The 14,217-nt window shown below is 61.8% G+C and carries 7 protein-coding genes; 4 read left to right on the top strand and 3 right to left on the bottom strand.

Annotated elements, in window-relative coordinates; genetic code table 11:
• Positions 1–55 precede the first annotated feature (55 nt).
• Positions 56–1,069, top strand: coding sequence for an AI-2E family transporter (locus tag K5E37_RS17870; RefSeq protein WP_007950612.1), 1,014 nt, complete (start codon positions 56–58; stop codon positions 1,067–1,069).
• Positions 1,070–1,195: 126 nt separating this feature from the next.
• Here K5E37_RS17870 and K5E37_RS17865 read toward each other — a convergent pair whose 3' ends face one another.
• Positions 1,196–2,470, bottom strand: coding sequence for an Hsp70 family protein (locus tag K5E37_RS17865; RefSeq protein WP_221534721.1), 1,275 nt, complete (start codon positions 2,468–2,470; stop codon positions 1,196–1,198).
• A 293-nt stretch (positions 2,471–2,763) separates the two neighbouring features.
• On the opposite strand from K5E37_RS17865, the gene K5E37_RS17860 reads away from it, so the two are divergent.
• Complete coding sequence (locus K5E37_RS17860; protein ID WP_007950610.1) at positions 2,764–3,714, top strand: DnaJ C-terminal domain-containing protein; 951 nt, start codon at positions 2,764–2,766, stop codon at positions 3,712–3,714.
• A 23-nt stretch (positions 3,715–3,737) separates the two neighbouring features.
• Positions 3,738–4,043: a chaperone modulator CbpM gene (locus K5E37_RS17855; protein ID WP_007950609.1), complete on the top strand. Its 306-nt coding sequence runs from the start codon at positions 3,738–3,740 to the stop codon at positions 4,041–4,043.
• Positions 4,044–4,047: 4 nt separating this feature from the next.
• Here K5E37_RS17855 and K5E37_RS17850 read toward each other — a convergent pair whose 3' ends face one another.
• A complete protein-coding gene (locus K5E37_RS17850) occupies positions 4,048–5,175 on the bottom strand; it encodes a sensor histidine kinase KdpD (protein WP_221534720.1) in 1,128 nt (375 codons plus the stop codon).
• Between the two features lie 178 nt (positions 5,176–5,353).
• On the opposite strand from K5E37_RS17850, the gene K5E37_RS17845 reads away from it, so the two are divergent.
• Positions 5,354–12,403: an NEL-type E3 ubiquitin ligase domain-containing protein gene (locus tag K5E37_RS17845; protein ID WP_221534719.1), complete on the top strand. Its 7,050-nt coding sequence runs from the start codon at positions 5,354–5,356 to the stop codon at positions 12,401–12,403.
• Between the two features lie 49 nt (positions 12,404–12,452).
• On the opposite strand, the gene ureC is transcribed toward K5E37_RS17845, so the two are convergent.
• On the bottom strand, positions 12,453–14,153 hold the full coding sequence (ureC, locus tag K5E37_RS17840) for an urease subunit alpha (protein ID WP_221534718.1): 1,701 nt from the start codon (positions 14,151–14,153) through the stop codon (positions 12,453–12,455).
• Between the last annotated feature and the right edge of the window lie 64 nt (positions 14,154–14,217).

Here is a 14,217-nt window from a genome sequence, read left to right as displayed (position 1 = left end):
GCGCCGGATCGCTGGCAGACTGCCAATCCTTTTACGCCGTTCGTTTTGAGGCTGTATGCCAACGTTTTCTGAGCGTCATGTAGTGTTCTGGGTCAGTTGCATCATCATTTTCGGCGGTCTGTTGCTGGTGTTGCCATTGCGTTTGCTGCCCAGTCTGCTGGCCGGCTTGCTGGTGTTCGAACTGGTCAACATGCTCACCCCGCAACTGCAACGTCTGATCGAAGGCCGGCGCGCGCGCTGGCTGGCGGTGGCGCTGCTGGGCACGCTGGTGGTGAGTGTGCTGGCGCTGATCTTTGCCGGGGCCATCAGTTTCCTGCTGCACGAGGCGGAAAACCCCGGGGCTTCCCTCGATAAATTCATGGGCGTGGTCGACCGCGCGCGCGGGCAACTGCCGCCGTTTCTCGACAGCTACCTGCCGGCCAGTGCCGCCGAGTTCCGTGTGGCCATCGGTGAATGGGCGAGCAAACACCTGTCCGACCTGCAACTGGTGGGCAAGGACGCGGCGCACATGTTCGTGACGCTGCTGATCGGCATGGTGCTGGGCGCGATCATCGCCTTGCAGCGCGTGCCGGACGTCACCAAGCGCAAGCCGCTGGCGGCCGCGCTGTTCGACCGTCTGCACCTGCTGGTTCAGGCGTTTCGCAACATCGTGTTCGCGCAGATCAAGATTTCCCTGCTCAACACCTTCTTCACCGGGATTTTCCTGGCGGTGATCCTGCCGATGTTCGGGATCAAGCTGCCGCTGACCAAGACCCTGATCGTGCTGACCTTCCTGCTCGGTCTGCTGCCGGTGATCGGCAACCTGATGTCGAACACGCTGATTACCATCGTCGGTCTGTCGCTGTCGATCTGGGTGGCGATTGCGGCGCTGGGCTACCTGATCTTTATCCACAAGCTGGAATACTTTCTCAACGCGCGCATCGTCGGCGGGCAGATCAGTGCCAAGTCCTGGGAGTTGCTGCTGGCAATGCTGGTGTTCGAGGCCGCGTTCGGCCTGCCGGGGGTGGTGGCGGGGCCGATCTATTACGCGTATCTGAAGAGTGAGTTGAAGCTGGGCGGGATGGTTTGATCCAGGCTTGATCGTTCCCACGCTCTGCGTGGGAATGCCTCAATGGACGCTCTGCGTCCGCTTTGGGACGCAGAGCGTCCCGGGCTGCATTCCCACGCAGAGCGTGGGAACGATCTTCGTGCGGTGTCAGTTCACCGAGCCATAGCGTTTCATGGCCTCGATCGCCAGACCGCTACCGATACTGCCAAAGATATTCCCTTCAACATGCCGCGCGTTCGGCAGCATCGCCGAGACGCTGTTGCGCAGTGCCGGAATACCGCTCGAACCACCGGTGAAGAACACCGTATCAACCTGACCCACCGCCACATTGGCGTCCGCCAGCAACCGGGTGACGCTGCCGCGCACGCGCTCGAGCTGCGACTCGATGGCCGACTCGAACAGCGCCCGGGTCAGTTCCACGCTCAGGCCCGACTCGATGCGGTCCAGCGGCACATGACGGCTGTCGTTGTGGGTCAGCTGGATCTTGGTTTCTTCCACTTCCATCGCCAGCCAGTGCCCGGCGCGCTGCTCGATCAGCTTGAACAGACGGTCGATGCCGCCGGTGTCTTCGATGTCGTAGCGCATGCTGCCCAGGGCCAGGGTCGATTTCTGCGAGTACACCGAGTTGATGGTGTGCCAGGTCGCCAGGTTCATGTGGTGGCTGGTCGGCATGAATGCACCGCTCTTCATGCGGCTGCCGTAGCCGAACAGCGGCATCAGGCCTTGCAGGCTCAACTGTTTGTCGAAGTCGGTCCCGCCGATGTGCACGCCGCCGGTGGCGAGAATGTCATCGTGACGGTTATCCACACCGCGACGCTCGGGCGACAGGCGCACCAGCGAGAAGTCCGACGTACCACCGCCGATGTCGACGATCAGTACCAGCTCTTCCTTTTCGATGGTCGACTCGTAGTCGAAGGCCGCGGCAATCGGCTCGTACTGGAACGAAACGTCCTTGAAGCCGAGCTTGCGCGCCACTTCCACCAGGGTGTCTTCGGCTTCCTGGTCGGCCAGCGGATCGTCGTCGACGAAGAACACCGGACGGCCCAGCACCACCTGCTCGAACTCACGACCGGCGGCCGCTTCGGCGCGGCTCTTGAGCTGGCCGATGAACAGCCCGAGCAAGTCCTTGAACGGCATCGCGGTGCCGAGGACGCTGGTGTCGTGTTTGATCAGCTTGGAACCGAGCAGGCTCTTGAGCGAGCGCATCAGCCGGCCTTCGTAGCCTTCCAGGTACTCGTGCAGCGCCAGACGGCCGTAAACCGGGCGGCGCTCCTCGATGTTGAAGAAGACCACCGACGGCAGGGTGATCTTGTCGTCTTCCAGCGCGATCATCGTTTCCACGCCGGGGCGCAGCCAGCCGACGGTGGAGTTGGACGTGCCGAAGTCGATGCCGCAGGCACGGGCTGGAGAGGCGTCTTTCATGGTCTTTCGGTTCCGGTCAAAAAAACGGCCGCGCAGTGTATGTCAGTGCGCGACAGATTCGAAGGCCGGTCATCTGCTATTTCACGTCTAAGCTTGCTTGAAACTCGCCGCTTTGCCCCAAACTTGCTGGCATGGGCCGGCAGACATACCGGCGGTCGCAAGAACCGCCGTCCACTGCCGATAAACTTCTGCTGCGCCACCCGGTCACAACCTTGAGATCGGTCAACCAGCCTTGCGCGAATCGGCGCATGCTGGCATCGGCGCGAAATCGATAACGGATGGTGATTCCTTCGATGGACTTCAAAGACTATTACAAGATACTCGGCGTGGAGCCGACGGCTGACGACAAGGCAATCAAGGCTGCCTATCGCAAGCTGGCGCGCAAATACCACCCCGATGTCAGCAAGGAAAAAGACGCCGAGGCCAAGTTCAAGGACGCCTCGGAAGCCTATGAAGCGTTGAAAAGCGCTGACAAACGCGCCGAATACGACGACCTGCGCCGTTACGGCCAGCACGGTCAGCCGTTCCAGGGCCCACCTGGCTGGCAGAGCCGTGGCGGCTTTGGCGGCGGCGGTGGCGACACCGGCGACTTTTCGGACTTCTTCAGTTCGATCTTCGGCAATCGCGGCCCCGGTTTCGGTGGCGGCGCTGGCCGGCAATCCCGCAGCGCCGGACGGCGAGGGCAAGACGTGGAACTGGAACTGCCGATCTTTCTGGAAGAGACGCTTTCGAACGAATCGAAAAAGATCAGCTTCCAGGTTCCGCAATACAACGGTTCGGGCCAGCACGTCAGCAACACCAGCAAGAGCCTGAACGTGAAGATCCCGGCGGGCGTGACCGACGGCGAGCGCATTCGCCTCAAGGGCCAGGGCGCACCGGGCATCGGTGGCGGCGCCAATGGCGATCTGTACCTGACCATCCGTTTCGCGCCGCACCCGAAATTCGACGTTGAAGGCGAAAACCTGATCATCACCTTGCCGCTCGCTCCCTGGGAGCTGGCGCTGGGCGCCGAAGTGGCCGTGCCGACCCTGACCGGCAAGATCAACCTCAAGGTCCCGGCCGGCAGCCAGAACGGCCAGCGCATGCGCGCCAAGGGCCATGGCTTGCAGAACAAGGCCGGCGAACGCGGTTATCTGTTCGTCCAGCTGAAGGCCGTGATGCCGAAAGCCAACGGCGATGACGTCAAGGCGCTGTGGCAGGAACTGGCGAAGAAGGCCGCCTTCAATCCGCGAGAGAACTTCTGATACTGACGACGGAGTAGCCCATCATGAGCAGCCCCCTGATCGTTCAACTGGACATGGCAGAATTCTGTGAGGCGGCCGACCTGTCGGACGTCTACGTGATCGAAATCGTCGAGCACGGCATCCTCGAACCTCAGGGCGCGCAGCCCCGGGAATGGCGCTTCACCGACTACGAACTGGCCCTGGCCAAACGCGCCGCCAAGCTGCGGCGCGACCTTGACCTGGAATGGGAAGGCGTCGCCCTGGCGCTGGACCTGCTGGAAGAAGTGCAGGAGCTGCGGGCCGAGAACCGCATGCTCCGTCAGCGTCTGGCGCGGCTGGTGGTCGAGTAGCGCTTCAAACCTCTCTGGGCAGCGTCACGCTGAACAGCGTTCCGTCGGCTTCGCTTGAACTGACTTCGATCGTCCCGCCGTGGGCGGTCACCACTTCCTTGACGATGAACAGGCCCAGACCGAGGCTGGTCGACGGCTGGCCGAGTTCTTCGTCGGCACTGCGCACCAATGGATCGAAAATCGTGCCGATGGCCTCTTCGGGGATGGGGTTGCCGTAGTTTTGCACGCTCAGGTGAACGCTTCCCGAATCGCCCCGCAGCGTCACCAGAACTTCCCGCGGGTTTGAACCATGCTGCAAGGCATTGCCGATCAGATTTTGCAGCAATTGATCGATCCGTCCGGCATCCCAGACGCCGCGGGTGTCGCCCTCGGTTTTCAGTGTTGGATCACATTCCGGATTGCCGGCGCAGGCTTCGGCGATGGCTGCTCGCGCCGCGTCGGCCAGGTCCATCGGTGCCGGTTCGATCGGCAGGCTTCTGCCCAGGCGGCTGCGCACCAGTTCCAGCAGGTCGCTGACCATCGCCGCCATGTGCCGCGCGCCTTGCTTGATGTTCAGCGCACAGGTCAGCGCATCGCCTTCAAGCGCTGTTTTGCGCATCAGCAATTCGGTGGACATGCTGACCGCTTGCAGCGGCGCGCGCAGGTCGTGACCGAGGATCGCGAGGAAAATGTCCCGCGAGCGGTTCACCTGCTCGGCGTAGGCGGCCGTCGATTCGGCCAGGGCTTCATCAATGGCTTCGTTGAAGCGGATCATGTCCTGAAAATACGCCATGTCCGGGGATTCCAGACTGCCGACCCAGAGGCGAATCACACAGGCCCGCAGATGGCGGAATTCCGATGTCATCTGCACCAGATCAAACCCGACGGTATGCCGCAACTCGCCATGGCTGGCGCCGGCCTCGTCCAGGCTTGGGGTTTTCTCCGGGCCTTCGCCCTTGGCCTTGGCGATTTGCTCGCTGGCGGTCTGTGCGGTGTCCATGTCGCGCGCGGCGGCCAGCAGGATCGCCCGGGCATGATCACGCAACGCTGCCCGATCCATGGTGTCGGCCGCCGGAGTGATGGTCCTGGCGAACTGTTCCCATTCCTCGACGATGTGATCCGCGTGTTGCCGGATGAATTCGGATAAACGCATGTCCGGGTTCCTGGAAATTCAAGGCGGGGCGTTCGAATATTAGCCCCTTTGCGCGGGAATGAAAGCGCCGCTCGGACCTGAAATTTTCGCTGACAACCCGCGGTGCCACGATACATATCTACCGCAGCCACAGAGGCTTGGCATGGTCTGCTTTCGCTCCATTTCAAGGAGTGAAACCATGCCCGGAATCCCTGTCACCCGATCATCACCCGATGACGCCCCCCTCCCGCCAGTTCCGCGCGCGACGCAAAGTCTGCACGCCGATTTCCTTCAGAAGGCCAGCCCGGACTGGCTGATCAACGCCTCGGCTCGGCAGCGGGAAGGGGTGAACAGTGTCGATCCCGCCAAACCTGACTGGTACAGGCGCGCATCGCGCGATCAACGCAAGGCGGTGGGCGATGCCGTGACCGCCAGCCTCGCCGCCCAGACCCGTCTGGACAAGGCCATGTCGACCTTTCAGGACATCGACAGCTTCGCCGCGCCGTTGCTGACCAAGGCCCTCAAGGACCGCTTCAACGTGACGCTGGACGTCAGCAAGACCTGGCTGGTGCTGAACAAACCGGTGGAGATCGGGATTTTTGCCATCGATATCGATTTCTTCGAAGTCCTGAAGCTGCCCTTGCTGCAAGCGGCGCTGCACAACTTCGAAGCCCGAGAATGCAAAAACGGGGCTTTTCATGAAACATCGGGATTTCGCAGTGAAACCTCGACACCCGGCACGCTTGCGCCGTTGAACACGCACCTGACCGTCGAGCAATTCACCGGCCTGTGCCGCTCGCTGGACATCGGGGAGAAATACCAGGCTTACCTCAAGGATTTCCTGCACCCCAGAGACGCGGTGGCCGAGCACGTGCTGCGCGATAAATTCATCGACGCCCATAAAACCGCATTGCATGCAGCTGCAGAACTGGCGTTGGTCAAGGGTGATATCGGCCGTGAGGATTACGCCTCGATTCGATCGATCCTCAACGGCGAACTGGCACCGCGTCAGGGCCAGCGGCAAATCTGGTTCCGTGATCTGGGCCTGATGGGCCGGCGCATGACCGGCTGTGTAATGTTCACGATCTGCGAGAAGTATCGCTACAGCGACGACGCGATCCTGTACATCCCGGGTGATCCCTACCACCCGCTCAAACGCTACAAGGGGCGGGAAATCGCGACGATGTTCAAGCAGCGGTTCACCGCTCCCGATGCGACTCAGGCTCATCCTGCAGACCCCAATAGCTACCAGCGGTTTTTCAGCCAGTTCGTCGCGTATGCCGACCGACCGCGCTACTTCGGCCAGTTCACCGACGACACGCCGAACCGCACGTTTTCGCAAAAACTCGCTCCTTACGAGCCGCTGCTCAATGAGTTTTTCAAGGCACTCAATCCGATCAACGCGGCACTGATCGGCATTCACGAGTTACCGCCTGCGCCGCCGGTCGAACAGGTGCCCAACGCAGATCCGTATCTGAACCCGGTTGACCTGTCGCGCAAGGGCGGCGGGATCTGGTCGGACAACATCGACCTGTGGAATTACCAGTTCGAGCAGCATCGTGACCGTTTGATCGCCGATGCCCGTAGCCATGCCGTGCCCACGGCGGATGTCGACGCCAAAGTGCGCTCGGAGAAGCTCGCCACATTGTTGAACATCGGCATGCTGGTGCTGATGGGCGTCTCGATGTTCGTGCCGGTATTGGGCGAAGTGATGATGGTGGTGATGGCCGGGCAACTGCTCGAAGAAACCCTTGAAGGCGCCATCGAGTGGAGCGAGGGTGATCGCAAGGCCGCCAAGGCGCATCTGATCGATGTCGCGCAGAATCTGGCGTTGATTGCCTTGATGGCGGGCGCCGGCAAAGGGCTCGCCCGGCTGACCGCCGCCCGATCGACACCGGTCATCGAGAACCTGCACCCGGTGGAAATGCCGGACGGCACGACTCGCTTGTGGAAGCCTGATCTGAGTGGCTACGAAAGTCCGGTCACACTGGACGAGAATGCTGTACCGAATGCGTTGGGGCAGTACAAGTCGGGAGAAAAAAACTGCATACGCCTCGATGGCAAGACTTATCAGCAGACTTACGACGAGTCGCTCAAAGCCTGGCGCATCCAGCATCCGAGCGATCCGCAGGCCTATCAGCCACCCTTGACGCACAACGGCGCCGGCGCATGGCGATATACCCTGGAACGCCCGCAGGTCTGGGACCGGTTGACGCTGTTGCGGCGTATCGGCCACCGCACTGCCCCGTTCTCTGACGAGCAATTATTGACGATGGCCGATGTCGCCGATGTCAGCGACAACGCCTTGCGCAAGATGCACCTGGACAACGCCTTGCCGCCACCGGAACTGGCGGATGCCATGCAACTGTTCAACGCCGAGCGCGATGCCGGACTGATCGTCGAACAGGCAGCCGGCACTCAGGCAGTCGACAGTCGATTCATGCATCTGTTGCCGCTGCTTCCCGACATGCCGCGCTGGCCGTTCGGGCGCAGGCTGCAGATCTTCGACAGCCCGGACTTCTCGGGGCGGGCAATCGGTTACGGGACGAAACGCGGCGGCAAGGCGCCGATTCGCATCAGCCGGGCCGAGGTGCTGAACGGTGAGCTACCGGCCCGGATACTCGCGGCACTGGATGAGGCAGAGACGGTGCGTCTGCTGGGTGGCGAGCCTGCACGGGTTCGCGCATCGAGGGCACAGGAGTTCTCCAGACAGATTGCCGACTACGCCAGCGCGCACCAGCCCGCGTTGTTCGACAGTCTTCTCAAGGCAAACGATCCAGTCGACCCTCGGGCGGCGAAGCTGCAACGAGTCGTCCCCGGGTTGACCGGGCGAGAGGCAACGGCAGCATTGGGACAGGCCGATGCCGAAGAGCTGGCGCGACTGGACAGCGCCGCGAAGGTCCCGTCGCATTTGCAGGAACTCGGTCGCTGGTATCGCCAGCAGGGACGCCTGACCCGGGCTCTGGCCGGGTTGCGCAGTGAAACCATGGCCTCGCCCGACAGTCGCCATCTGGCGTTGCACACATTGCGGCGGCTGCCGGGCTGGTCCGATGACGTGCGTCTGGAAATCCGCGAGTGCAGTATCAGCGGGCCGATGCTGGATGCCATCGGCAGCGAAACGGCCTCTGCGCACAAGTATCTGGTCAAGTATGGAGATGCCTTTCAAGCCGACAATGAGCGTGGTGAGCCGCTCAATAGTATTCCCCACACGGGTGATAACTTTTTCAGCTCGTTGATGCATGCCTTGCCCGATCCGGCACGTCATGCGTTGGGTTTTCCGAGTGTCGGGCAGAGCATCGAGTTGCAAAACGCGATCATTGAGCGAGCGCTCGCCGAGCGCAGTCAGTCGGCCTGGATTCTGCGTGCGGGCGCGGCAGAAAAACCATGGTTCAAACCGCCGCAACGCATTGCCCCCAAACTGTTCGGTTATCCCGCCAGCGGCGATGGACCGGGGCCGAACCCGGCGTTGACCGGTCATGTCCAGAGCGTCTACCCGGGGCTGACCGATGTTCAGGCCCGCGGCTTCATTCTCGAGCAATGGCGGCTGGGCAAGACCGACCAGCAGATCTTTCATCTGCTCAACAACCGGTTGAGCGAGTGGCGGGAGCTGGAAACAACACTCGATCAGTGGATGATGTCGCAGAACCTGCGCCTGCGCAGTGCTCGCGACGAGTTCGTCAGCGTGGTGCAAAATATCAAGGACTGTTGGCGCAATGCACCGTTGGCCGAACACGATCCGCGAGCGGCCCGCCTGACGCTGATCAGTGACGCGCCACTGCCGTCATTGGCGGCGGACTTCTCCCATGTTCGCGAACTGACGTTGCGCGTTCCGGTCGTGGGCGACACGCTTGCGGCGTTTCCCAATGTCGAGAAACTGGCACTGACCGCGCGCGTTGCGGAATTCGACAAAGTGCTCGCGACCTTGAAAACCCTGCGTCACATGACCCGTCTGAAGCTCTCGACACCGATTACCGGCCAGGTGGCGACGCGTCTTCGCGAGTTGACCCGACTTGAAGAACTGGAGCTGCACTGTACCGCCAGCGGCATGAACCCGGTCGTACCCATGACGCTTGAGGTCGGCGGCCTGCGCCAACTGCGCAGGCTCGAAGTCGGCAGTCCGCAAATGCACCAATGGCCCCGCGGTGTTCTGGATTTGCCACGACTGGAGCGCCTGAACCTGCGATCAACGGCAATCAACACCCTGCCGATGGAAATCTATGAGGGCCATCAGCGGCTGTTGTCCGGCCTGTCATTGGACTGGTCGAGGTTCCCGCGTCGGGTGTTCAAACCGATCTACGAATTTGTCCGCAACCAGCCCCGGCATCTGCTCGATCTGGACGAAATGGTCGCGGACTATTGCCGCGGCGAACTCAAGCGTTTTGTCGGCATGGAGCCGAGCCTGTTCGATGTCTTGAGTACGGGTTTCAAGGCGCAATGGACTGACGTCGGCAGCCGCTTTGCGGCGATCGAAACCTTGAGTGAACAGTTCAGTGAACTCAACCGTCTGGACGGGTGGGTCGGCGCCGAACCGACGCTTCAAAATGGCGGGACCGCGCGTTTGGCGGTCGCCGATGCACTGAAGGCCAGTTGGCGCAGCGGATTGTTCCAGCGTTATGGCGCGCGGACCGAAAGTATATTTTTCAACCTGTACGTCAGCTTGCCCAACGATGCGTCGGTGCTGGATATTCTCGGCTCGCCGGTGGACAGTCTGCCGACGCTTTCGGCAGAAGGATTCACCCACGTCAGAAGTCTGCATCTGGCCGGATTGCAGGCACCGGTCGAGCAGTTGCGTGGTTTCATCAGCACCTTTCGCGGGATCGATACCCTCGATCTGAGCCATTGTGGCTTGAGTGAATTGCCGTTGGATGCAGATACCCTGCCGGCACTCGAAACCCTGAACCTGCACGACAATCCGCTGAGCAGTATCGACGTGCGCGGGATGAATCGCCTGATGGCGCTGGATCTCAGCGCGACGGCCCTGCGCGAATGGCCGGTGGGGGCAGAGCTTCTGCCGGAGCTGACCTGGCTGGATCTCAGCAACAGTCAGTTGACCTCGCTGCCGGAGGCGTTGCTGGCGCGTGACGCGTTGTTGCTCGATACCAGCCTGGTCGGAACACCGCTGACCGAGCAGGCCAACCTGTTGCTGGTCATCGCACGTCAGCGCATCGAACAGGCCAGAGGCCTGCTGCCAGGATCGTTGCAGCGCTTTGCGCTGGAAGAACCGCGCCATCGCACGCCGCCTGTCGAAAGTGGCTCGGTGATCGCTCGACGTTTGTTGCCGCTGCCGCCGCTGTCGACAGGCGAAGGTCCGGCCGGGTGGGTTGCCCGTATCCAGCGCCTGCGCTCGCGGTACGACAGCGCTCAGGCGCAGCTGGCGATTGAACGGCTGCAAGGCGCGGGGCTGACCGAAGTTGAGATCGGTGCACGAATCGACGCTTGGGAGCAGACATTCGAGTCGCTGACGCGACGCCTGAACGATTGGTTGTTCACCCATGAAACCCGGGGCATGGATTGGGTCGTGTCATCGCGCACTCGTCAGCTCGCCGCACAGCGGATCATCGAATGCTGGCGTGAGGGCACGGTCGACTGGAATGGCGTGGTTGACCGAGAGCTGAATCTCGACGGCCTGCAGGTGGGCAACCTGCCCGCACTGGAAGAAACGTTCGCGGCGGTGCGCATCTTGAACCTCTCGGGAGTGAAGCTCACTACCGAGGGTTCCAATGACTTTCTCAGGGCGTTCACGCAGGTGCGAAGGCTCAACATCGGCGGCAATCACTTGCTGGCAATTCCCGAGCCAGTGGGGCACATGCTGCAAATTGAGCGACTGGAGCTGTCATTCACCGGGCTTGTGGATTCCGCAGCGCTGGATCAAACGCTGGCGGGCCTGCCGCAGCTGCAGCGGCTGGACCTGAGCCACAACGGCCTGCGCACGTTCAGCGTCGCCCGACTGGAGCGACTGGAGCGGCTGAACCTGCGTGACAACCTGCTCACGGCATGGCCGGAAGGGGTGCTGCAAGCTCCCCGATTGCAAGCGATCGATCTGAGCAACAATGAAATCTCGTCGATTCCCGTCGAGTTGTACGACAGCGACCATGCCGGTTTGCTAGCCGGCAGCAATCTGTCGGAGAACTACGAAATGTCGCAACAAAGTCTGATCCAGCTGCGTGATTACGCCGATACCCATGGGCGTGGCGACGTGCTGGGCCTGACGTATGCCGACATCGACCGGATGATCGATGACATGGACAGTACGACCGAAAGTGACGGTGATGGCGCGGGCTTCGAGAGTGATGCAGAACCGGATGAAGTGGTTCCGACACTTGCTGAAAGCGTTCTTGAACTCCAGGCCACACCCTGGATTGAAAACATTCCTCATGAGGATGCCGCTCGCTGTCGGGCGATGTGGCAGCGGTTGGCCGCCGAGCCCGACAACGCCGCCTTCTTCCATCTGCTTTCGCAGATGCCGCATACAGAGGAGTTCCGGGTGTTTCGCGCCGATCTGACACGACGCATCTGGGAAATCGTCGAAGCGGCCGATGGCAGTCAGGAGCTGCGCGACACACTGTTTTCCATGGCGACCACGCACACGACATGCGTCGATGGCCGCACCCTGGCGTTCAGTGAAATCGAGGTCAAGGTGTTCGAGTACAACGCCTTGCGACATTTGCAACCCGGCCTCTTGGCGAAGGGGCGCGCCTTGCTCGACTTGTCGCGGCAGCTGTTCCGCCTGGGCGAGGTGGAAAAACTTGCTGCCCGCAACATGGGACGTCATGCCGATCCTGCGGAAGTTCGATTGCAATATCGAATCGGTCTGACTTCAGGTTGGGAGGACGGCCTGCAACTGCCCGGGCAGCCAAGGCACATGCGATTTGCCCGACCCATCAGGGGCGAGGAGCTGGCGACGGCGCGTGACGCCGTCGTGACGGCGGAAAAAAGCGAGCGGTTCTATGAAGAGCTGATCAGTCGCGAATACTGGGTGCAGTACCTGACCGAGAAGTACCCGGACGAACTCGGCGCACTCAAGCGCAGTGCGGATGAAAAGCTGCAACGACTCGAGGATGAATATGAAGACGTGACCAGCACGGCGTATCAGGAGGCGGTGCAGATGCTCGAGATCGAGCGCGGTATCGAGCGCAACCAGCAACTGATTGCCCTGTCGCACCTGGAAACAGGCGAACCGCTGACGGTCACTCTCGACGAGGAGCAGCCTGGCTCTTCACGTTATTCGATGGACACTTCAACCCGCTGAAGTGTCGGCAGTCCCGGTCATCGAAAGCCTCGACGACCGGGGCGCTGACTCAGAACAGAAAGTAACGTTGCGCCATCGGCAGGGTTTCGGCCGGTTCACACCAGAGCAACACGCCGTCGGCCTTGACCTGATAGGTCTGCGGGTCGACGTCGATGTTCGGCAGGTAGTCGTTGTGGATCAAGTCGGTTTTCTGCACGTCGCGGCAACCTTTGACCACGGCGATTTTCTTCTTCAGGCCCAACGCTTCGGGCAATCCGGACTCCTGCGCTGCCTGACTGATGAAGGTCAGGCTGGTGGCGTGCAGCGAGCCGCCGTAGCTGGCGAACATCGGGCGGTAGTGCACCGGTTGCGGGGTCGGGATCGACGCGTTGGCGTCGCCCATCAGGCTGGCGGCGATGGCGCCGCCCTTGAGGATCAGCGTCGGTTTCACGCCGAAGAATGCCGGGCGCCACAGCACCAGATCGGCCCACTTGCCAACTTCCACCGAACCCACTTCATGGCTGATGCCGTGGGTGATCGCCGGGTTGATCGTGTACTTGGCGATGTAGCGTTTGGCGCGGAAGTTGTCGTTGCCTTCGCCGTCCTGAGGCAGCGGGCCGCGCTGCTTTTTCATCTTGTCGGCAGTCTGCCAGGTGCGTGTGATGACTTCGCCGACGCGGCCCATGGCCTGGCTGTCGGAGCTGATCATCGAGAACGCACCGAGGTCGTGGAGGATGTCTTCGGCGGCAATCGTTTCGCGGCGGATGCGGCTTTCGGCGAACGCCACGTCTTCGGCAATGCTCGGGTCGAGGTGGTGGCAGACCATCAGCATGTCGAGGTGTTCGTCGATGGTGTTACGGGTGAATGGCCGGGTCGGGTTGGTCGAACTCGGCAGCACGTTGGCGAAACCGCAGGCCTTGATGATGTCCGGCGCATGGCCGCCACCGGCACCTTCGGTGTGATAGGTGTGGATGGTCCGGCCCTTGAACGCGCCGAGGGTGGTTTCGACGAAACCGGACTCGTTGAGGGTGTCGGTGTGGATCGCCACTTGCACGTCGTACTGGTCGGCGACGCTCAGACAGTTGTCGATGCTCGCCGGGGTGGTGCCCCAGTCTTCATGCAGCTTGAGGCCAATGGCGCCGCCCTTGACCTGTTCGATCAACGGCTCCGGCAGGCTGGCGTTGCCCTTGCCGGTGAGGCCGATGTTCATCGGGAACGCATCCGCTGCCTGAAGCATTCGCGCCAGGTGCCACGGCCCCGAAGTGCAGGTCGTTGCATTGGTGCCGGTGGCCGGCCCGGTGCCGCCGCCGATCATGGTGGTGACGCCGCTCATCAGTGCTTCTTCGATCTGTTGCGGGCAGATGAAGTGGATGTGCGTGTCGATGCCGCCGGCGGTGAGGATCATGCCTTCGCCGGCGATCACTTCGCTGCTGGCGCCGATGGCGATGGTCACGCCGGGCTGCACGTCGGGGTTGCCGGCCTTGCCGATGGCGGCGATGCGCCCGTCCTTGAGGCCGACGTCGGCTTTGACGATGCCCCAGTGGTCGATGATCAGGGCGTTGGTGATGACGGTGTCGACCACTTCAGCGGCCAGCAACTGGCTCTGACCCTGGCCGTCGCGGATCACTTTGCCGCCGCCGAATTTCACTTCTTCGCCGTAGGTGGTGAAGTCCTGTTCGACCTCGATCCACAGCTCGGTGTCGGCCAGGCGCACCTTGTCGCCGACGGTGGGGCCGAACATGTCGGCGTAGGCTTGACGCGAGATCTTCATGTGTTCGCCTTGGAATTCAATTGGTTTTGAGATCGTTCGCTGCGCTCACTTTCGCGAGCAGGCT

The sequence above is a fragment of the Pseudomonas sp. RIT778 genome (assembly GCF_019718735.1).
GTDB classification, from domain to species: Bacteria; Pseudomonadota; Gammaproteobacteria; order Pseudomonadales; family Pseudomonadaceae; genus Aquipseudomonas; species Aquipseudomonas aphyarum.
The sequence above is the reverse complement of the archived record's forward strand: the minus strand, read 5'-3'. Positions and strand labels throughout refer to the sequence as shown.

What these genes read in the sequence shown, in the direction of transcription:
- K5E37_RS17865 (WP_221534721.1), bottom strand. Translation starts at nt 2,470, where the DNA reads ATGAAAGACGCCTCTCCAGCCCGTGCCTGCGGCATCGACTTCGGCACG.
- K5E37_RS17850 (WP_221534720.1), bottom strand. Translation starts at nt 5,175, where the DNA reads ATGCGTTTATCCGAATTCATCCGGCAACACGCGGATCACATCGTCGAG.
- K5E37_RS17860 (WP_007950610.1), top strand. Translation starts at nt 2,764, where the DNA reads ATGGACTTCAAAGACTATTACAAGATACTCGGCGTGGAGCCGACGGCT.
- K5E37_RS17855 (WP_007950609.1), top strand. Translation starts at nt 3,738, where the DNA reads ATGAGCAGCCCCCTGATCGTTCAACTGGACATGGCAGAATTCTGTGAG.
- K5E37_RS17870 (WP_007950612.1), top strand. Translation starts at nt 56, where the DNA reads ATGCCAACGTTTTCTGAGCGTCATGTAGTGTTCTGGGTCAGTTGCATC.
- K5E37_RS17845 (WP_221534719.1), top strand. Translation starts at nt 5,354, where the DNA reads ATGCCCGGAATCCCTGTCACCCGATCATCACCCGATGACGCCCCCCTC.
- ureC (WP_221534718.1), bottom strand. Translation starts at nt 14,153, where the DNA reads ATGAAGATCTCGCGTCAAGCCTACGCCGACATGTTCGGCCCCACCGTC.